This is a genomic window from Streptomyces sp. CC0208, assembly GCF_003443735.1.
Taxonomy (GTDB): Bacteria; Actinomycetota; Actinomycetes; order Streptomycetales; family Streptomycetaceae; genus Streptomyces; species Streptomyces sviceus.
On sequence record NZ_CP031969.1, the window covers coordinates 2,939,154 to 2,958,067 of the forward strand.

At 70.6% G+C, this 18,914-nt stretch carries 21 protein-coding genes and 1 pseudogene; 8 read left to right on the forward strand and 14 right to left on the reverse strand.

Annotated features, from left to right (window positions below; genetic code table 11):
• Positions 1–5: 5 nt before the first annotated feature.
• On the reverse strand, positions 6–971 hold the full coding sequence (locus D1369_RS13175) for a zinc-binding dehydrogenase (RefSeq protein ID WP_007384655.1): 966 nt from the start codon (positions 969–971) through the stop codon (positions 6–8).
• A 604-nt stretch (positions 972–1,575) separates the two neighbouring features.
• Positions 1,576–2,799 carry an NADP-dependent malic enzyme gene (locus D1369_RS13180; protein ID WP_007384654.1) on the reverse strand — a complete coding sequence of 408 codons (1,224 nt, stop codon included), beginning with the start codon at positions 2,797–2,799 and terminating at the stop codon, positions 1,576–1,578.
• Positions 2,800–3,444: 645 nt separating this feature from the next.
• On the opposite strand from D1369_RS13180, the gene D1369_RS13190 reads away from it, so the two are divergent.
• The 3 genes from D1369_RS13190 to D1369_RS13200 are packed head-to-tail and all read left to right on the forward strand — an operon-like array spanning position 3,445 to position 6,136.
• Positions 3,445–4,404 (forward strand): ABC transporter substrate-binding protein, encoded by a 960-nt coding sequence (locus tag D1369_RS13190; protein WP_007384652.1) that lies wholly within the window; start codon positions 3,445–3,447, stop codon positions 4,402–4,404.
• A gap of 30 nt (positions 4,405–4,434) precedes the next feature.
• On the forward strand, positions 4,435–5,373 hold the full coding sequence (locus tag D1369_RS13195; protein WP_007384651.1) for an amino acid ABC transporter permease: 939 nt from the start codon (positions 4,435–4,437) through the stop codon (positions 5,371–5,373).
• Position 5,374: 1 nt separating this feature from the next.
• The gene (locus tag D1369_RS13200) at positions 5,375–6,136 is read left to right on the forward strand and encodes an amino acid ABC transporter ATP-binding protein (protein WP_007384650.1); all 762 of its coding nucleotides are present in this window, start codon (positions 5,375–5,377) and stop codon (positions 6,134–6,136) included.
• A 99-nt stretch (positions 6,137–6,235) separates the two neighbouring features.
• Here D1369_RS13200 and D1369_RS13205 read toward each other — a convergent pair whose 3' ends face one another.
• Positions 6,236–6,994, reverse strand: a complete 759-nt coding sequence (locus D1369_RS13205) for a class I SAM-dependent methyltransferase (RefSeq protein ID WP_037901414.1) — start codon at positions 6,992–6,994, stop codon at positions 6,236–6,238.
• A 99-nt stretch (positions 6,995–7,093) separates the two neighbouring features.
• Between D1369_RS13205 and D1369_RS13210 the strand changes: the two genes are divergently transcribed.
• Positions 7,094–7,723 carry a CGNR zinc finger domain-containing protein gene (locus D1369_RS13210; protein ID WP_007384648.1) on the forward strand — a complete coding sequence of 210 codons (630 nt, stop codon included), beginning with the start codon at positions 7,094–7,096 and terminating at the stop codon, positions 7,721–7,723.
• On the opposite strand, the gene sodX is transcribed toward D1369_RS13210, so the two are convergent.
• Positions 7,627–8,064 carry a nickel-type superoxide dismutase maturation protease gene (gene sodX / locus D1369_RS13215; RefSeq protein ID WP_007384647.1) on the reverse strand — a complete coding sequence of 146 codons (438 nt, stop codon included), beginning with the start codon at positions 8,062–8,064 and terminating at the stop codon, positions 7,627–7,629. The two genes, D1369_RS13210 and sodX, sit on opposite strands and share 97 nt — an antisense overlap.
• 145 nt (positions 8,065–8,209) lie before the next feature.
• Here sodX and sodN point away from each other — a divergent pair, with 145 nt between their 5' ends.
• On the forward strand, positions 8,210–8,605 hold the full coding sequence (gene sodN, locus D1369_RS13220; RefSeq protein WP_007384646.1) for a superoxide dismutase, Ni: 396 nt from the start codon (positions 8,210–8,212) through the stop codon (positions 8,603–8,605).
• Between the two features lie 75 nt (positions 8,606–8,680).
• Here sodN and D1369_RS13225 read toward each other — a convergent pair whose 3' ends face one another.
• The 5 genes from D1369_RS13225 to D1369_RS13245 all read right to left on the reverse strand — a co-directional run bounded on the left by D1369_RS13225 (position 8,681) and on the right by D1369_RS13245 (position 13,678).
• Entirely contained in the window at positions 8,681–9,484 is an 804-nt protein-coding gene (locus D1369_RS13225; RefSeq protein WP_202477087.1) for a phosphatidate cytidylyltransferase, read from the reverse strand.
• Complete coding sequence (locus D1369_RS13230; protein ID WP_007384644.1) at positions 9,481–11,226, reverse strand: histidinol-phosphate aminotransferase family protein; 1,746 nt, start codon at positions 11,224–11,226, stop codon at positions 9,481–9,483. The genes D1369_RS13225 and D1369_RS13230 overlap by 4 nt, the downstream gene beginning before the upstream one ends.
• A 141-nt stretch (positions 11,227–11,367) precedes the next feature.
• A complete protein-coding gene (ppk2, locus tag D1369_RS13235) occupies positions 11,368–12,240 on the reverse strand; it encodes a polyphosphate kinase 2 (RefSeq protein WP_007384643.1) in 873 nt (290 codons plus the stop codon).
• A gap of 25 nt (positions 12,241–12,265) precedes the next feature.
• Entirely contained in the window at positions 12,266–12,502 is a 237-nt protein-coding gene (locus D1369_RS13240) for a hypothetical protein (protein ID WP_007384642.1), read from the reverse strand.
• Positions 12,503–12,523: 21 nt separating this feature from the next.
• On the reverse strand, positions 12,524–13,678 hold the full coding sequence (locus D1369_RS13245) for an inorganic phosphate transporter (protein WP_037901412.1): 1,155 nt from the start codon (positions 13,676–13,678) through the stop codon (positions 12,524–12,526).
• A gap of 103 nt (positions 13,679–13,781) precedes the next feature.
• Here D1369_RS13245 and D1369_RS13250 point away from each other — a divergent pair, with 103 nt between their 5' ends.
• From D1369_RS13250 to D1369_RS13265, 3 genes are all read left to right on the forward strand, one after another.
• Positions 13,782–14,177, forward strand: coding sequence for a helix-turn-helix transcriptional regulator (locus tag D1369_RS13250; RefSeq protein WP_037901409.1), 396 nt, complete (start codon positions 13,782–13,784; stop codon positions 14,175–14,177).
• 9 nt (positions 14,178–14,186) lie between these two features.
• The gene (locus D1369_RS13255; RefSeq protein WP_007384639.1) at positions 14,187–14,600 is read left to right on the forward strand and encodes a VOC family protein; all 414 of its coding nucleotides are present in this window, start codon (positions 14,187–14,189) and stop codon (positions 14,598–14,600) included.
• A 91-nt stretch (positions 14,601–14,691) separates the two neighbouring features.
• On the forward strand, positions 14,692–15,438 hold the full coding sequence (locus D1369_RS13265) for a VOC family protein (RefSeq protein ID WP_007384638.1): 747 nt from the start codon (positions 14,692–14,694) through the stop codon (positions 15,436–15,438).
• A 222-nt stretch (positions 15,439–15,660) separates the two neighbouring features.
• Here the strand turns inward: D1369_RS13265 and D1369_RS43800 are convergent, their stop codons facing one another.
• The 5 genes and pseudogenes from D1369_RS43800 to D1369_RS13290 form a co-directional block, all read right to left on the reverse strand.
• Positions 15,661–15,993 (reverse strand): DUF952 domain-containing protein, encoded by a 333-nt coding sequence (locus tag D1369_RS43800; RefSeq protein ID WP_237557973.1) that lies wholly within the window; start codon positions 15,991–15,993, stop codon positions 15,661–15,663.
• Positions 15,994–16,005: 12 nt separating this feature from the next.
• A pseudogene (locus D1369_RS13275) lies at positions 16,006–17,217 on the reverse strand (sigma-70 family RNA polymerase sigma factor); the annotation flags it as partial.
• Positions 17,214–17,627, reverse strand: coding sequence for a YciI family protein (locus D1369_RS13280; protein WP_007384635.1), 414 nt, complete (start codon positions 17,625–17,627; stop codon positions 17,214–17,216). The pseudogene D1369_RS13275 and the gene D1369_RS13280, both read right to left, overlap by 4 nt.
• A 107-nt stretch (positions 17,628–17,734) precedes the next feature.
• Positions 17,735–17,932 carry a hypothetical protein gene (locus tag D1369_RS13285; protein ID WP_007384634.1) on the reverse strand — a complete coding sequence of 66 codons (198 nt, stop codon included), beginning with the start codon at positions 17,930–17,932 and terminating at the stop codon, positions 17,735–17,737.
• 249 nt (positions 17,933–18,181) lie between these two features.
• Positions 18,182–18,787, reverse strand: coding sequence for a GNAT family N-acetyltransferase (locus tag D1369_RS13290; RefSeq protein WP_007384633.1), 606 nt, complete (start codon positions 18,785–18,787; stop codon positions 18,182–18,184).
• Between the last annotated feature and the right edge of the window lie 127 nt (positions 18,788–18,914).

The window sequence follows — 18,914 nt, forward strand, 5'->3', positions numbered from 1 at the left end:
GGGGATCAACCGTTCGTGAGCACGACCTTCCCGAACTGCTCACCGGACGCGACCCGTTCGAAGCCCTCACGGGCACGGTCCATGGGCAGCACCTCGTCGATGACGGGCCGCACACCTGTGGCCGCGCAGAACGCGAGCAGGTCCTCCAGCTCGTCCTTGGTACCCATGGTCGAGCCCACGACCTTGAGCTCCAGGAAGAAGATCCGGGTCAGTTCGGCGTGCGAGGGGCGGTCACCGCTCGTGGCACCGGAGATGACCAGCGTGCCGCCGGGCTTGAGCGACTTCACGGAGTGCGACCACGTGGCCGCACCCACCGTCTCGATGACGGCATCCACCCGCTGTGGCAGCCGCGCGCCCGACTCCAACGCCTCCACGGCCCCGAGCTCCAGCGCCCGCTTCCGCTTGGCCTCGTCCCGGCTGGTGGCGAAGACCCGCAGACCCGCGGCCTTCCCGAGCACGATCGCGGCCGTGGCGACACCGCCGCCCGCCCCCTGCACCAGCACGGAGTCACCGGGCCGAACCCCGGCGTTCGTGAACAGCATCCGGTACGCGGTCAGCCAGGCCGTGGGCAGACAGGCGGCCTCCGCGAAGGAGAGCTCCTTCGGCTTGGGCAGCACGTTCCAGGTCGGCACGGCCACCTGCTCGGCGAACGTCCCCTGGTAGCGCTCGGTGAGGATGGACCGCGGCTCCTTGGGACCGACCCCGTGCCCGCTCTGCCCGATGACGGAGTGCAGGACGACTTCGTTGCCGTCCTCGTCGACACCGGCGGCGTCACAGCCGAGGATCATCGGAAGCTTGTCCTCTGCGAGGCCTACGCCGCGCAGGGACCAGAGGTCATGGTGATTCAGGGAAGCGGCCCTCACATCGACGACGCTCCAACCCGGACGGGCTGCGGGGGCCGGGCGCTCCCCCAATTCCAGTCCCGAGAGGGGGTTGTCGCGGTCGATTCGGGCGGCGTAGACAGCGAACATGACCTTGACGATAGGTCCGCCGACGGTGCGACGGAACCGGGACGCGTTGTGACACACGCCCTGTTGCGGTTTGGGCGGGGGGCCTGTGTGGGTGCCGGGTCAGGTTGTCGGGCGGGTGCGGGCAGCTGCGCTGGGCTTGGGCCGGGCGCCTATGGAGGTGCCGGTTCGGTTTTGGGGCGGCTGCAGGTCGTTGGGGGCTGGTCGCGCAGTTCCCCGCGCCCCTAGGGGGTTGCAGTCACCTGCGCCACGATGGACCGTTCGCCGCGTACGGCGGGAAGGGGACGGGGTGGGGGGTGTCCGCCCGCAGCGGCCGGCGTCCATTACAGGGCCCCTTCTGAAGCGACCGAGCCGCCGGACCGAGGACGGACACCCCCCACCCCGGCCCCGACCCCAAACCACACCGCACGCGCTACACAAGCCCCCACCGAACCCGCAGCTGCGCCGCAGGCATCAGGGGCGCGGGGAACTGCGCAAAAACGCCCGCCCCCACCAACCCGCACCCGCACAACCCGCCCCCGCCCCCCAATCAGCCCCACCCAAAGGCAAAAAACGGCCCCGCCCGGAAACCCACCCGGACGGGACCCCTCACACCAAGCACCACTACTCAGCGACGAGCAACACCCTCCGCCCGAGCCGCCGCAGCAACCGCCGCCGTGACCGCAGGAGCCACCCGCTCGTCGAACGGCGACGGAATGACATAGTCGGCCGCGAGATCGTCACCGACCACCGCCGCCAGCGCCTCCGCCGCCGCGATCTTCATGCCCTCCGTGATCCGCGAGGCACGCACCTGCAGCGCCCCCGCGAAGATCCCCGGAAACGCCAGCACATTGTTGATCTGGTTCGGGAAGTCGGACCGCCCGGTGGCCACCACGGCCGCGTACTTGTGCGCGACCTCGGGGTGCACCTCGGGGTCCGGGTTGGCCATCGCGAACACGAAGGCCCCCTTCGCCATGGAGGCGACCGCGGACTCCGCGACCGTACCGCCGGACACGCCGATGAAGACGTCCGCACCCGCGAGCGCGTCCTCCAGCGACCCGGACAGGCCCGCCTTGTTGGTGAACCCGGCCACTTCCCGCTTCACGGGCGTGAGGTCGTCCCGGTCACTCGACACGACACCCTTGCGGTCGGCCACCAGAACATCCCCGATGCCCGCCTCGACCAGCATCTTGGCGATGGCCACACCCGCGGCACCCGCACCCGAGATGACGGCACGCAGGTCTCCGATCGAGCGCCCGCTCAGCCGCGCCGCGTTCCGCAGGGCGGCCAGCGTCACGACCGCGGTCCCGTGCTGGTCGTCGTGGAACACGGGGATGTCGAGCCGCTCCTGGAGCCGCCGCTCGATCTCGAAGCACCGGGGAGCCGAGATGTCCTCGAGGTTCACGCCGCCGAAGGACGGCGCGAGTCGGACCACGGTCTCGATGATCTCGTCGACGTCGGTGCAGGCCAGCGCGAGCGGAACCGCGTCCACTCCGCCGAACTGCTTGAAGAGGATCGCCTTGCCCTCCATCACCGGGAGGGAGGCCTCGGGCCCGATGTCACCGAGCCCCAGCACGGCCGTACCGTCCGTCACGACGGCGACGACCGACGACTTCCACGTGTAGTCGTGCACGAGGTCCGGCTGCTCGGCGATGGCGCTGCACACCTTCGCCACGCCGGGCGTGTACGCGAGGGACAGGTCGTCCTTGTCACGGACCGGCACGGTGGCCTGCACAGCCATCTTGCCGCCGCGGTGCAGCGCGAACGCGGGGTCGAAGGAATCGAGGGGCTCGGCCCCTCCGTCCTGTCCCGTATCGCTGTCGCTGCGAGGATTGACGATCTCCGCTGCCACTTTGTCTTACCCCTTAGGTCTTCATGGTTTGAGGGTGGCCACTCCTGGTTGAGAAGTGGGCGGGCACCGCGTACGGCCCTGATCACTGATGCGTACGGGCCGGCACGCGACGGGCGCGCCGCACACGCGCCCTGAGCCCCGGATGAGGGGTGTAAAGAACCTTCTTACCGGACGACCGGCGTCGAGGACGAGTCCAATACGTCCAAGGTCACATGCCGGAACGTAAATCGATCATCGATCATCGGAGGGCGGTGACATGAATCATGGGAGGCCATCCGGACAAACCATCGGCAGGCCCTTGACGATCACCGGAGAGCCGATCAACCGGCCGCGGTCCGCCCCGGTCCGGCCCCTCGCTCCGCGTCCGGCACCGCAGATCTTCCGGCCGGAATGCCAGATTCCCGCAGATGGTCCGGCCGTGATGTACGGACATGGTGCGGTTCGGGGGCCACCCGTTATGCGATTTTGATGTGACCGGCGCCCTGAATGGTCCAGTCCGAATGGCAAGATGCCGTCATCAAACGAGGTCGCGGCACTCGAAGGCGTGTGCTCTCGTCGACCTGAGGAATGAAGGCAGCGCTGCCGGACTGATCGGCAGCCGCCCCGCCCATCGGCAACTCCACCCATCCGCCGGAGGAACCCACCATGACCGCAAGCTCCACCCGTCGTACGACCGCCGCGCGCACCAGGACAGCCGCGGTAGGTGCGATCGCGGTCGCAGGCGCCCTGATTCTCACCGGTTGCGGTGACCAGACGGACAGCGGCGGCAGCAGCAAGGAGTCGTCGTCGTCCAGCAAGGCCCCGCTGTTCGACAAGCTGCCCGCGAAGATCCAGAAGGCGGGTGTCATCAAGGTCGGCACCAACGCCGAGTACGCCCCCATGGAGTACCAGGAGGGCGGCAAGATCGTCGGCGTCGACCCCGACATCGCCGCCGCGCTGGGCAAGCAGCTGGGCGTGGAGTTCCAGTTCACCTCGGGCTCCTTCGACGGCCTGATCAGCTCCCTGAACTCCGGGCGCTACGACGTCGCCATGTCCTCCATCACGGACACCAAGGCGCGCCAGGAGGGTCTGGACGACAAGGGCAAGAAGCTGGGCCCGGGTGTCGACTTCGTCGACTACTTCACGGCCGGCACCGCCATCTACGTCCAGAAGGGCAACCCGAAGAAGATCGGCTCGATCGAGGACCTCTGCGGCCAGAAGGTCGCCGTGCAGCACGGCACCACCTACGAGCAGGCCCTGCAGAAGCAGTCCACGGCGTGCACGGCGGCCGGCAAGAAGAAGCTCGACATCGAGTCGTTCGACAACGACACCGAGGCCCAGACCCGCGTGAAGTCGGGCGGCGCCGTCGCGGGCGTCAACGACTACCCGGTGGCCGTGGACATCGCCCGCAAGGCCGATGGCGGCAACGCCTTCGAGGTCGTCGGCGAGCAGGTCGACGCCGGTCCGTTCGGCATCGCCGTGAACAAGGAGAACAAGGAGCTCACGAGCGCCCTGGAGGCGGCCGTGAACGCCATCATCCAGGACGGCACGTACAAGAAGGTCCTGGACAAGTGGGGCGCCCAGACCGGCGCCGTCGACAAGGCCGCGGTCAACGGCGGCAAGTGACGGACCCCGTACCACTGAAGGGCAGTCACTGTGACTGAGAAGATCGACAAGGAGCCGGCGGACACGCCACCGCGGGCCTCCCTCGCGCCGGAGACCATCAAGGCCATCCCGGTCCGCCACTACGGCCGCTACGTCAGCGCGGTCATCGTGCTGGCGCTGGTGGCCCTGCTGGTCAACGCGTTCGCCACCGCCGAGAAGATCCAGTGGAGCGCGGTCGGCGACAAGCTGTTCGACTCCACGGTCCTCGCCGGTGCCGGCCGCACCCTGCTCATCAGCATCCTGGCGATGATCGTGGGCGTGGTCCTCGGCGTCCTGCTGGCCGTGATGCGCCTCTCCAAGAACCCGGTGACGAGCTGGGTGGCCTGGGCCTACATCTGGTTCTTCCGCGGGACCCCGGTCTACGTCCAGCTCCTCCTCTGGTTCAACCTGGCGCTGATCTTCCCGATGCTGAATCTCGGTCCGATCTACAAGGACGAGATGACGGACGTGATGACCCCGTTCATGTGTGCCCTGCTGGGCCTCGGCCTCAACGAGGCCGCGTACATGGCGGAGATCTGCCGCGCCGGTCTGATGGCCGTCGACGAGGGCCAGACGGAGGCCGCGCACGCGCTCGGCATGAGCCACGGCAAGACCCTGCGCCGTATCGTGATCCCGCAGGCGATGCGGGTGATCGTGCCGCCGACCGGCAACGAGTTCATCAACATGCTGAAGACCTCGTCGCTGGTGTACGCGGTGACGTACAACGAACTGCTGCGCGCCACCTCGACCATCGGTTCGACCTCGTACGCCGTGATGGAGATGCTGTTCGTGGCGTCCATCTGGTACCTGGTCATGACCAGTGTGTTCAGCGTCTTCCAGTACTACCTGGAGCGCCGTTTCGCCCGCGGTTCGTCCCGGAGCCTGCCGCCGACGCCGTGGCAGAAGATCAGGGTCAACCTGATGGCCTTCAGTCGCGAGAGGAGCGTGTGACGTGACCGCCATGGTGAAGGCCGAGGCCGTCCACAAGTCCTTCGGCCTGGTGGAGGTCCTCAAGGGCATCGACCTGGAGGTGAAGACCGGCGAGGTCTTCTGCCTCATCGGCCCCTCGGGCTCCGGCAAGTCGACCTTCCTCAGGTGCATCAACCACCTGGAGAAGGTCAACGCCGGCCGGCTCTACGTCGACGGCGAGCTGGTCGGCTACCGCGAGAAGGGCGACAAGCTGTACGAGCTCAAGGACAGCGAGGTCGCCCTGCAGCGCCGGGACATCGGCATGGTGTTCCAGCGGTTCAACCTGTTCCCGCACATGACGGCCGTCGAGAACGTCATGGAGGCGCCGGTCCAGGTCAAGGGCACGAGCCGGGCCCAGGCCCGGGAGCGTGCGCGGGAGCTGCTGGAGAAGGTCGGCCTGGCCGACAAGGCGGGCAGCTACCCCGCTCAGCTCTCCGGCGGCCAGCAGCAGCGGGTGGCGATCGCCCGGGCGCTGGCGATGGACCCGAAGCTGATGCTCTTCGACGAGCCGACCTCGGCCCTCGACCCGGAGCTGGTGGGTGACGTCCTCGACGTCATGCGCGACCTCGCCGAGTCCGGCATGACGATGGTCGTCGTCACCCACGAGATGGGCTTCGCCCGCGAGGTCGGCGACAGCCTGGTCTTCATGGACGGCGGCGTGGTCGTCGAGTCCGGCGACCCCCGCGAGGTCCTGACGAACCCTCAGCACGAGCGCACCCAGGCGTTCCTGTCGAAGGTCCTCTAGCGGTACTACGTCGAAGGGGCGGTACGGGACATCCCGTACCGCCCCTTTCGCATGAGCGCATGAGCGCATGAGCGCGTAGCCGCCCGGCCGCCCGGCCGCCTACTTGAGCGCGAGCAGCAGTGTGTCCGACGGCGAGCACCACACCGGCCGGGCCTCCCCGAAGCCCTTGTCGCGCAGCACGCGTGCGTGCCACGCGGCGGACGGCATGTCCCCGTCGGCGTGCTCGCCGTAGATCTCGAAGCGGCGCGCCGTCGGTCCGGCGAGGACGGGGTCCTCGGCGGCGACCTGCCACCATGCCGCCCAGTCGAGGGCGCCGTCCCGCTTGGCCTGGTCCATCTGCGTGTGACGCTGCGCGCGTTCGGCCGCGTTGATCCGGGGGGTGGTCTCGTCGATCATGTGGTCGGCGTTCATGAAGACACCGCCGTCGCGGACGAGTTCCGCGATCCGGCCGTAGAGGGCCGCGAGGGGTTCGCTGTGCAGCCAGTGCAGGGCCGTGGCGGTCAGGACGGCGTCGTAGGAGTCGTACGGCAGTTTCGACGGCCAGTGCGGGTCCTTGAGGTCGGCCGTGACGAGGGTGACCCGCTCGTCGTCCGCGAAGGTGCCCTCGGCGATGGCGAGGAGCGCCGGGTCGAGGTCAACCCCGGTGCTCGTGGCCTCGGGGAACCGGGCGAGCAGCCTGGCCGTGATACTGCCTGTGCCGCACGCGAGGTCGAGCACGCGCGGCCGGGGCCCGACGAGGGCTTCGACCATGTCCAGCATGACCCGGAACCGCTCCTCGCGGTCCGGCATGTACCACTCCTGCTGCCGGTCCCAGCTCTCCTGCCAGGCCTGCCAGTCGGTTCCGAGACCAGTCGTCATGGGAGCCCCCTGTCCACTCACTGTCGTAATACCCTGGAAGCACGATCAGCTGTTACCCGACCGCACCACGACGATAGAACGCCTCCGTAAGGACTACAAGTGGAACTGGCCTATTACTCGGACTACGCCGTACGTCTGGTCAACAGCGAGGACCCGGCCCGGGGCAAGGACACCCTGACCTCGGTGGAGGCCGTCCGCGACCTGTTCGGCGGCAACGGCACGGGCGCCCGCCGTGCCACCGACGCCGACGTCACCCGGTTCCGTTCGGTCCGGGCCCGGCTGCGGTCGGTCTTCGAGGCGGCGGACAACGGCGACGAGACGCTCGCGGTGGACCTGCTGAACTCGCTCCTGCTGGAGTTCCCGGTGAGCCCGCAGATCTCCGGGCACGACTTCCGCGACGACGACGGCCGCCCGCTGTGGCACATGCACCTGGCGAACCACCCGTCCAACGCCACCGCCGGGTACGCGGCGATCGCGGCGATGGGTCTGGCCTTCCACCTCACCGAGTACGGCGTGGACCGGCTCGGCCTGTGCGAGGCCGCGCCCTGTCGCAACGCCTACCTCGACACCTCGACGAACCGCTCCCGGCGCTACTGCTCCGACCGCTGCGCCACCCGCGCCAACGTGGCCGCCTACCGCGCCCGCAAGCGCCTGGAGGCCGACCGGTCAGGCAGGACGGGCCGTACGGCGGACAGCGCCCAGCGCACGGCGGCCAGCGGCGAGCGCTGAGCGGGCCCGAACGGCCGGTACCTGAGCCGGGCCTTGCCCAGCACCAGCTCCTCCGGTACGACGCCGTAGTCCGTGCTGTCGCCGCCCGCGAACGCGTTGTCGCCGAGCACCCACCAGCCGCCCTCGCGCCGCTCCACGGCCCGTTTGACGACGAGCAGGTCCTGCTGGAAGGGATGCCGCAGGACCACGATGTCACCGGGGACGACCCTGGCCCCCCAGTGCACGACCAGTTGGTCCCCGTGCCGGAGCGTGGGCACCATCGACGGCCCGGTCACCTCGGCCACCCCCACGAAGGGCAGCAGCGGCCTCCCCCGCTCGGTCTCCTGCGACAGCTCCGGCATCCCCGGCACCTCCCCGGTACGTTCATCCACCAGTCTCAGTCTGACCCCGGACTTTTGTCCTAAGCCCATGGGGGCACCCGCGAATTCAGCTCTCCCAGGGAGTAATGTCGCACCTGAGAAGACGATCACGAGGAAGGAATGCTCCATGCTTTCCCGCCTGTTTGCCCCCAAGGTCAAGGTCAGCGCACACTGCGACCTGCCCTGCGGTGTGTACGACCCGGCCCAGGCCCGCATCGAGGCGGAGTCGGTGAAGGCCGTGCAGGAGAAGATGGCCGCCAACGACGACCCGCACTTCCAGGCGCGTGCCACGGTCATCAAGGAGCAGCGCGCCGAGCTCGCGAAGCACCACGTTTCCGTGCTCTGGAGCGACTACTTCAAGCCCCCGCACTTCGAGAAGTACCCGGAGCTGCACCAGCTGGTCAACGACGCCCTCAAGGCCCTCTCGGCCGCCAAGGCGTCGACCGACCCGGCCACCGGTCAGAAGGCTCTGGACTACATCGCCCAGATCGACAAGATCTTCTGGGAGACCAAGAATGCCTAGGGCGACAAGCTGACGGAAAGGGGCTCGACCGGCTCGCGGCCGGCGAGCCCCTTCTTCGTGCCGTGCTGCAGCACCTCAGCTCAGCACGAGCAGCACCGCCAGTGCCACGAGCAGGGAGTCGATCCGGTCCAGCAGGCCGCCGGAGCCCGGCAGCCAGTGGCCCGCGTCCTTGACTCGCGCCCCTCTCTTGATCATGGACTCCAGCAGGTCCCCGGCAGGTCCCCCGACCGCCACCGCGAGCGCCATCGGCCAGGTCAGCGCGGACAGTCCGGCGAGTACGCCGAGCCCGGCCGCGGCCCCCGCCAGGGTCCCGCTCCACCGCTTGGCCGGGGACAGCGGCGACAAGCGCGGCCCGCCCAGCCGTCGCCCGGCGAAGTACGCCGCGATGTCGGCGACCGAGACCGCCACGAACAGTGCCAGCCCGGTCGCCCCGAGCGGCACCAGCGCGGCCAGCACGCCCAGCCAGGCCAGCCCGAGCAGCCCGGCACCGAGCCGGCGCAGCCCCTGCTCGGCGTCGCCGCCCACCAACGGCACCGCGGCCACCGCCAGCGCTCCGACCGCCAGCGCCCGCAGCACCTCTCCGGGCGCCAGCCAGGCGGTCAGCACCACACCCGCCACCGCCGCGGCCAGCACCGCACGGTCCACCCGGCCCAGCAGCATCAGCCCGCCGAACTCCAGCACCGCGATCACCCCGACCACGACGGCGACGGCCGCGGTACCCGGCTCGCCCCACCAGAAGGCCGCGGTGACCAGCGGCACCCCGACCGCCCAGGCGCACCACCGGACCATGAGCTCGCGGCGCCGGGACACCGCCACCGCGACACCGCTCAGCGCCAGCGCCCCGCCGAGGAAGGGCGCCAGAGAGGCGACGGTGGTCATCGGCCGGAGCTCGTGGCGAGAGCCGGCCGCAACACGTCCAGTGCGGCCCGGCACGCGGCCACGATGCGCGCGTTCTCGGCGGTGTCCCGGACTGCGATGCGCACCGTACGGCCCTCGTAGCGCGGCGACAGCGGCGACAGATCGCGCAGGTACACGCCCTGGCGGCGGCACTCGTCCACCAGTCGCGCCGCACTGGGCCCGCCCGGCGGCAGGGTCACGGTGAGGAAGTTCGCCACCGACTCCTCGACCGTCACATCGTGCGCCAGGCCGGCGAGGTCCGCGGCCAGTCGACCGCGCAGCGCGTGCGTGGCGAGCCAGCGGTCGCGGTAGTACTCCGGGTCGCGCAGCGCCGCCACGGCGGCCAGCTGGGCCGGGAGACTGACCGGCCACGGCGGGGTCCACCGGCGCAGTTCCGCCGCGGTGGACGGTTCTGCCACCGCGTACGCGACCCGCAGCCCGGACAGCGCGTACATCTTCGACAGCGAGGTGCAGACGGTCACCCGCGGGTCCGTCGCGGCGAAGCCGGCCAGTGACTCCTCCAGGCCCACATAGCCCAGGTACGCCTCGTCGATCCACCAGTGCGTGCGGTCCGGCGCGGCCTCGATCAGCGCGCGCAGCCCGGACGCCGGCGCGTGCCGCCCCGTCGGGTTGTTCGGGTTGACCACCACCACGAGGTCGTAGCGGCCGGAGTCGACGACGGCGGACAGCCGGTCCGGGTCGATCCGCCAGCCGTCCTCGCGGCGCAGCGGGAACCGGTCCACCCGGCATCCGATCACCCGCTCCGTGACATAGGCGTACTCGCCGTAGCACGGGTCGGTCAGCAGCACCCGGCTCTGCGGGGTCAGCCGGCGGCCGAACGCCCGGAAGATCAGGTCGGACGAACCGGCGCCCACCGCCAGGGTCTCCGCGGGCAATTGCCGCAGAGCGGCGATCTCCGCCGTCAGGCCCTCGGCACCGGACGGCGGCGAGGTACGGGCGGCCCAGGCCGGGTCCTCCGCGAGGGCCGCCCGCGCTGCGGGGGCCGGCGGGAACCAGGCGTCGAGCACGTCGGCCATGACGATGTCGTGCCGCCGCTGCAGGGTGCGGAAGTCCGTGCCGACGGCGGTGAACGAGGCACCGCCGTGCTCGCAGCCGTCCGGCCGGGGCGCGAACGGCATGTCAAGGCGCCAATCCACCACGGACCGCAACCGCTCCAGCGCGCTGCCGTACCGCTCCCGTGCCCGCCTCGTCAGCTCGGGCACACCGCCGGTCAGCACCTCGAACGTCACCGCCCCGCTGCGGACCGTACGGCCGGCCGGGCGCAGGCCGACGGCCCGGTACATGTCGAGCACCTCGGTTCGCCCCATCGCCACCACCCGGCGCCCGCCGCGGGAGGCGATCCAGCGCAGCGCCGCGTACATCAGCAGGGGCGCCGCCAAGGTGCTGCGCCAGCGCGGCTCGACGGTGAGGATGCGCACCTCGAACACGTCGTGGCCGTCCAGCGCGGGCAGTTCGTCGCGGGTCAGGTACTTGTCCAGTCCGAACCGCCCCAGCCAGGGCGGGGTCAGGCTGACGAAGCCGATGCGGGTCGTTCCGCGTGCCGCGACGAGGTAGACGTTGTCACCGTCGAGACCGTCGCGCAGCCGCCCCGCCGGGTCCGGCGGATGCTGGCCCAACTCCTGTGCGTACACCCGGTGGCGCAGTTCGTGGATCCAGTCGAGATCCTCCGGAGTGGCTGAGCGCAGCTGCAGGTCACGAACCATGGGCTCCTCTTTCGACGCGGTGGATCGCATCATCGAGAAGCCGCCTCGCGCGGACCAGAGCCGGATACCGCCCCCGGCCTGAGTACGGGTACTCAGGCGTGGTCGCTGCCCGTGTGCTCCGGCTCCCCGCCCGCGTGGAACCTAGGCCTCGCCCGCCTCCAGCAGTCCCGCAGCCGCGCCCACGACCCGCGGATCGGGCGTGCCGACGACCTCGTCGTCCTTGTCGGTGTAGTCGAAGCGGGCCAGCACACTGCGCATGGCCTCGACGCGGGCCCGCTTCTTGTCGTTGCTCTTGACCACCGTCCAGGGCGCGAACTGGGTGTCCGTCTCACGGAACATGGCGACCTTCGCGGCGGTGTAGTCGTCCCAGCGGTCCAGGGAGGCGAGGTCCATGGGGCTGAGCTTCCACTGCCGTACGGGGTCGATCTGCCGGATGGTGAAGCGGGTGCGCTGCTCGCCCTGGGAGACGGAGAACCAGAACTTCAGCAGGTCCACGCCGTCGTCGACGAGCATCCGCTCGAACAGCGGGGCCTGCCGCATGAAGCGCCGGTACTCGTCGTCGGAGCAGAAGCCCATGACCCGCTCCACACCGGCCCGGTTGTACCAGGACCGGTCGAACAGCACGATCTCTCCCGCGGTCGGCAGATGTTCGACGTACCGCTGGAAGTACCACTGTCCGCGCTCGCGCTCGTTCGGCTTCTCCAGCGCGACCACACGTGCGCCCCGCGGGTTGAGGTGCTCCGTGAAGCGCTTGATGGTGCCGCCCTTGCCGGCCGCGTCCCGTCCCTCGAAGACGATGACGAGCCGGCGCCCGGTCTCCTTGATCCAGCTCTGCAGCTTCAGCAGTTCGATCTGCTGGAGCCGCTTGTGCCAGTCGTACTCCTTGCGCTCCATGCGGTGCGCGTACGGGTAGTTCTCCCGCCAGGTGTCGATCGGGCTGCCGTCCGGGCGGATGAGCACGGGGTCGTCGGGGTCGGTGTAGTCGACCTTCAGGTCGGTCAGCAGCGGGGTCACCTTGCTCCCCTCTCCTCTCGGTGGATCAGTGGAACTGCGGCACGATCAGATAGATGCCGTACGCCACCACCGCCGCGCAGGCGAGGAAGCACAGGCCGGCCTGGGCGATGCCGAGCGTGGACGTACCACCACCGCCATCCTCCCGCGCCCCCTCGAAGCGGGCGAGACCGAGCACACCGAGGGCGAAGACCACGACCACCGCGATGGTGACGCCGACGCTCACCGCGGTGACCTGGCCGAGTGCGGTCCAGTCGATGCTCATGACAGGAACTCCTAAGAGGGCTCAGGCGGCCGTGCCGACGCGGGCCGGCGGCTCGGTGCGGAGGGTGACCTCGTGGCCGTCGTTGACGTTGTGCGCGCTCACCGGGTTGCGGCGGGAGATGAGCACGATGCCCGCGGCGACGGCGGCACCGACCAGCGCGACGACGACCGTGCCGAAGTTGCCGCCGTGCTTGACGGCACTCGCGGAGAGGCCGCCGACCAGCGCGGCCGCCGGCAGGGTGATCAGCCAGGCCGCGACCATGCGCCCGGCGATGCCCCAGCGGACCTCCGCCAGCTTCCGTCCGAGGCCCGCGCCGAGGATGCTGCCCGAGGCGACCTGGGTGGTGGACAGGGCGAAACCGAGGTGGGCGGAGGTCAGGATGACCGTGGTGGAGGCGGTCTCGGCGGCGAAGCCCTGCGGGGACTGGATCTCGGTGAGGCCCTTGCCCATGGTGCGGATGATCCGCCAGCCGCCGAGGTAGGTGCCGAGGCCGATCGCGAGGCCCGCGGAGGCGATGACCCAGACCGGCGGCCCGGCGTCGTGGTCGAGGGCACCCGCCGAGATCAGGGTCAGCGTGATGACGCCCATGGTCTTCTGGGCGTCGTTGGTGCCGTGCGCGAGGGAGACGAGGGAGGCGGAGGCGATCTGGCCGAGCCGGAAGCCCTTGGTCACCGAGTCCTTGCGGGCGCGGGCGGTGAGCTTGTAGGCGAGGTAGGTGGCGATCAGCGCCGCCACGCCCGCCACCACCGGCGAGGCCACCGCGGGGATCAGGATCTTCTCGACGACCTTGTCGAAGTGCACACCGTGCGAGCCGGCCCCCACCCACACCGCGCCGATCAGCCCGCCGAACAGGGCGTGCGACGAGCTCGACGGCAGGCCGACCAGCCAGGTCAGCAGGTTCCACAGGATCGCTCCGACCAGCCCAGCGAAGATCATCCCGGGCGAGACCAGGGTGTCGTCCACGATGCCTCCGGAGATCGTCCTGGCGACCTCGGTGGACAGGAAGGCGCCGACGACGTTCAGCACGCCGCTGATCAGGACCGCGGTCCTGGGTTTGAGCGCGCCGGTCGCGATGGACGTCGCCATCGCGTTCGCGGTGTCGTGGAATCCGTTGGTGAAGTCGAAGGCCAGAGCCGTGACGATGACGACCGCCACGAGGAACGTGATGTGGTCCATGCCTCTCATGGGAACAAGCGCTTCCATACGGCGGACGAACATGAGGCAAAACCCGTTCCAGGACCCCGCGCCCAACTGGTGACCATCGTGCGATGCTGGCGTGATGGTGAGCGTCGAGGACCTGGTGCGGCTGCGGCAGGCGCGGGACCGGATGGACCGCGAGTACACCGAGCCGCTCGACGTGCCCGCGCTCGCCCGTACCGCGCTGATGTCCCCCGGCCACTTCCAGCGCAGCTTCCGCGCGGAGTTCGGGGAGACGCCGTACGGCTATCTCATGACCCGGCGCATCGAGCGCGCGAAGGCGCTGCTGCGGCGGGGCGACCTGTCCGTCACCGAGGTCTGCATGGCCGTGGGGTGCACCTCCCTCGGCTCCTTCAGCTCGCGCTTCACCGAACTGGTGGGTGAGACGCCGAGCGCCTACCGCGCCCGCGCCCACGAGGAGATCGCCGGGATACCGCCGTGCGTGGTCCGCAGGCACACCAGGCCCCGACGGGCCTAACGTGAAGCCATGGACATCAAACTCAAGAACTGCTTCATCGCCGTGGACGACCACGACAAGGCGATCGCGTTCTACCGGGACGTCCTGGGCATGGAGGTGCGGGGCGACGTCGGGTACGAGGGCATGCGCTGGGTGACGGTCGGCTCGCCGCTCCAGCCGGACGTGGACATCGTGCTGGAGCCGCCCGCCGCGGACCCGGACGCGTCCCCCGCGGACAAGGAGGCGATGGCACGGCTGCTGGCCAAGGGGTTGCTGCGCGGGGTCAACTTCACCACCACCGACTGTGACGCGTTGTTCGCCCGGGTCCGGGAGTCGGGGGCCGACGTCATCCAGGAGCCAACGGACATGCCGTACGGGGTGCGGGACTGTGCGTTCCGGGATCCGGCGGGGAACATGCTGCGGTTCATGGAGGTGCCGAAGTAGGGGCGCCTGCTGAAGGAGGGGCTCCTACCGAAGGAAGGGCGCCTGCCGAAGGAGGGACGCCTACCGAAGGCGGGGCGCCTACGATCACCGCATGACTACCCGCTGGACGTACGCCTTCGTCGACCGGCCCGTGGCCCGCTTCGCTCAGGCCTGCGACTTCTGGGCCGGCGCCACCGGCACACGGCTGTCCGAACCCCGGGGTGAGCGGCGGGAGTTCGTGACCCTCGTGCCGCCCGGCGGCGCCGACGCCTGCGTCAAGGCCCAGGCCGTCGCCTCCGGGCCCGGCGGTGCCCATCTCGACTTCTGCGTGGACGACGTACGGAAGTTCGCGAAGGCGGCGCAGGCGCTCGGCGCGCACGTGGTCGCCGACCAGGGCACGCTGGTGGTGCTCAGCTCCCCCGCCGGCCAGTTGTTCTGCGCCGATCCCTGGCGCGGGCAGTCGACCCGCCCACCGGTGATCCGCGGCAGCCGTCTCGACCAGGTCTGCCTGGACCTCCCGCCCTCCCTCCACGAGGCCGAAGTCGCCTTCTGGGCCGCCCTGTTGCCCGACTGGGAGTCGCTGCCCGGCGCACTGCCCGAATTCCATGTCCTCAAGCCGCCGGCCGGCCTCCCGGTCCGCATCCTCCTCCAGCGCCTCGGCGAGGAGCGCCCGGCCGCCGCCCATCTCGACCTCGCCTGCGCGGACATCGAGGCGACCCGGGCCGAACACGAGCGCCTGGGCGCCGAGTTCGTCGCCGAGGGCAGGAGGTGGACGGTGATGAGGGACCCGGCGGGCGGCCTGTACTGCCTGACGGGGCGGGACCCGGAGACGGGCGGGCTGCCTAGCGGGAGGAGATGAACGCGCAGGCGAAGAGTGTCGGACCCGCATCGGGGTCGGAGGTGGGGGTGGGGCACGTGGAAGGCCACTCCTCCGGAACCGCGGGCGTCGGAGTGTTCTCCTCCCAGCTGTACGGCCCCGGCGGCTCGGCCGAGTCCTGCAGCCAGAGCGTGAGCCCGCCCGCGACGACCACGAGCGCCACCCACACCAGCAGCGCCCAGCGCCATAACCGGCGGCCGGCGCTCACCCCCACGGCTCCACGTCGACGACCGCGTCCACCGGGATCGGCCCGTAGACGTGCGGGAACTCCTCGGCGCCGGGCTGGGGGGCCTCGTACTTCAGCGGTACGTCGAGCCGGGCGGGGTCGATGACGAGGAGCACCAGCTCGTCGGGGCCGTCGTAGGAGCCGTAGAGGAAGGCCGCGACCGGCGGCAGCTGCTCACGCGTCGAGCAGTGGATGAACCCCTCCTCCTGGAGGGTCCGGCCGCGCGTCGAGATCTCGTACGTGCCCCGGGCGCGGGCCTCCTCCCACAGGGAGCGTTCGGTCAGGTGCACGATGAGGTTCGCTGTGGACATGCCGACACGGTAAGGCCTCAGCCGGGCCGCCCGCCCCTGCAAATACCGCTGCTCGGGCAGGCTGAGGGTCTTCCCGGCCGCCGACTCGTACGCGGCCCGCGCCTCCTCGTACGCACCGGCCCGCTCCAGCAGATGCCCGCGTACGGCGTCCAGGCGGTGCCCCAACTCGTCGGTGAGCGAGTCCAGTTCCGCGAGCCCCGTCTCCGGCCCGTGCACCATCGCGACCGCGACTGCCCGGTTCAGCCGCTCCACGGGCCCCGGCACGAGCCGTACGAGCACGTCGTACAGACCGAGGATCTCCCGCCAGTCGGTCGCCTCCGGCGAGGGCGCCTCGTCGTGTACGGCGGCGATGGCCCCGCGGATCTGGTACGGCCCGGCATGGCGGCGGGCCAGCGCCCGGGTGACCAGCGCGACGCCCTCCTCGATCGCGGCCCTGTCCCAGCGGGCGCGGTCCTGTTCGTCGAGGGGGACCAGGTCGCCGTCCGGACCGGTGCGGGCGTCGCGGCGGGCGTCCGTCAGCAGCATCAGGGCGAGCAGGCCCGCGATCTCGCAGTCGTCGGGCAGGAGGCGGTGAACGGCGCGGGTCAGGCGGATCGCCTCGCCGGCGAGGTCGCGCCGCTGGAGGGCCGGTCCGGAGGTCGCCGTATGGCCCTCGTTGAAGATCAGGTAGAGGGTGTGCAGGACGGCCGGCAGCCGTTCCTCCCAGTTGTCCGGCCGCCCGAAGCCGACGCCCCGCACCTTCTGCTTGGCCCGGCTGACGCGCTGCGCCATGGTCGCCTCGGGGACGAGGTACGCGCGGGCGATCTCCGCCGTGGTCAGACCGCCGACCGCGCGCAGGGTGAGAGCGATCTGCGCGGACGCAGTGAGCTGCGGATGGCAGCACAGGAACAGCAGGGACAGGGTGTCGTCCTCGCGCGGCGCCCGGTCGGCGACCACCGTGTCGCGCACGCTCAGCGCCGCCACCCGCTCCTCCCGCGCCCGCCGGGCCTCCTCCGCGCGCAGCATGTCGGTCAGCCGCCGCGAGGCCACCTTGATGAGCCACCCGCGCGGATTGTCCGGCACCCCCGCCGACGGCCACTGCCCAGCGGCGGCGAGCAGGGCCTCCTGTACGGCGTCCTCGGCGGCGTCGAAACGGCCGTACCGCCGGACCAGCGCGCCGAGGACCTGCGGCGCGTGCAGGCGCAGCAGGTCCTCGGTCCCGGTGGCTCCTCGCACGGTTCTCAGATGTCCCCGGCGCCGTCCAGGATGGGCCGGATCACCACGGGGTACTCGGGGGCGCCGGCGGGCTGGGGGCACTGGGCGATGCGCTCGGCGATCTCCGTGACGCGCTCCAGGCTCTCGCACTCCAGCACCCAGTAGCCGCAGAGCAGCTCCTTGGTCTCGCTGTACGGCCCGTCGGTGATCACGGCCTTGCCGTCCGCGCCCCGGCTGACGTGCCGGATCTTCGCGGGCTCGGCGAGGCCCTGGCCGTCGAGCATCTCGCCGGTCTCGGACAGGTCGTCGTTGACGGCGCTCATGAAGGCGTACATCGTCTGGATCTCCTGCTCGCTCCAGGCCGGGGAGTGCTCGGAGCCCTTGCCGCGCATGGCGTCGTAGTCGGCCTGCGTTCCCTGCACCATGACCAGGTACTTCATGATTCCGCTCCTTCGGCTTCGGCCGCCCGTTTCGGCGGTTCTCACAGGGGACGTCGGAGCCGGGGACGGATTCTCTACAGGGAACGGGAAGTTTTCCCGACAGGGGTTCAGGACCTCTTCCCGGCGCGGGCGCCGCCGTGGTCCCCGCCGGACTCGGCGGCCTTGTCGGCGGACGCCTCGCACTCGGGGTTGTGGCACGGGCCGCTCGTCCACACGGGAACCCACGCACCCAGCGTCTTGTGACGCCGTACGACTGTCTCGACCGGCTGTCCGCAGACGGGACAGACGCGTTCGTCGCTGTCCATGTCCTCAGGGTAGGACGAAGGGGCCGCGGGCGCTTCCCTGAGTTCTAGTGGTCGTCGCAACACCCCAGCTCAAGGGGTGCGCTGGAGTTCGCCCGCGAGCTGGGAGCCGCCGCACAGGTAGCCGCCGAACCGGCTGTCCTGGAGCACCTGACGCTGCAACGGATCGTGGGGACGGTCGTCCCGGTGACCTGGTCGGGGGGCGCGGCGAGCTGCGCGACCAGCCCCACACAGCCGCAGCCCCCTCCCCGCCTATCGCGAGGTGCGCGGCTCGCGCCACATCGGCCACATCAGGGGGCCGTCGGGCAGCTGGAGCGGCCGCTCCACCAGCTCGAACCCGAGCCGCTCGTACAGCCCCCGGCTCCGCGCACTGCTCGCCTCCAGATACGCCGGCACCCCGTCTCGGTCGCACCGTTCCAGAACCGACCCGATGAGCGCGGTCCCGAGTCCCTCCCCCTGGCGCCCGGGGTCCACACCGATCATCCACAGGTACTCATGGGCCCGCCCGGCCGGATGCACCTCGGCCGTGAGCCGCCCGATCAGCTCGATGCGCTCATTGCCCGGATCGAGCGCCTCGCGCAGGGCCGCGAACTCGTCCTCGCCGTCGTGCTCGTCACCCCCGTCCGCCGGCACCGGCAGCCACAACGCGCAGGCGGTCCCGTCCTCCGTGACGTCCACCCGCCCGTCGGCCATCACGATGTCCACGAACGCGGCCATCAACCGGGGATGCGTCGTACGGCGGTACTCCTCCCCCGGAAAGATCCACCCACTGACCGGATCGTCCTGGAAGGCCTCGTCCAGCAGCCGCGTCACCCGTTCGCGATCGCTTCCGCCGGCCGTCCGTATCGCCACGCCCATGCCCCACCCCTTCAACGCAACCACCGTTGGCCACAAGGGTGTTGAGACTATCCGGTGAGCATGCGGAAGCGGGCCCCGCACACCGTGGGGATGTGCGGGACCCGTCGGCCGGAACCCCCGGGGGCCG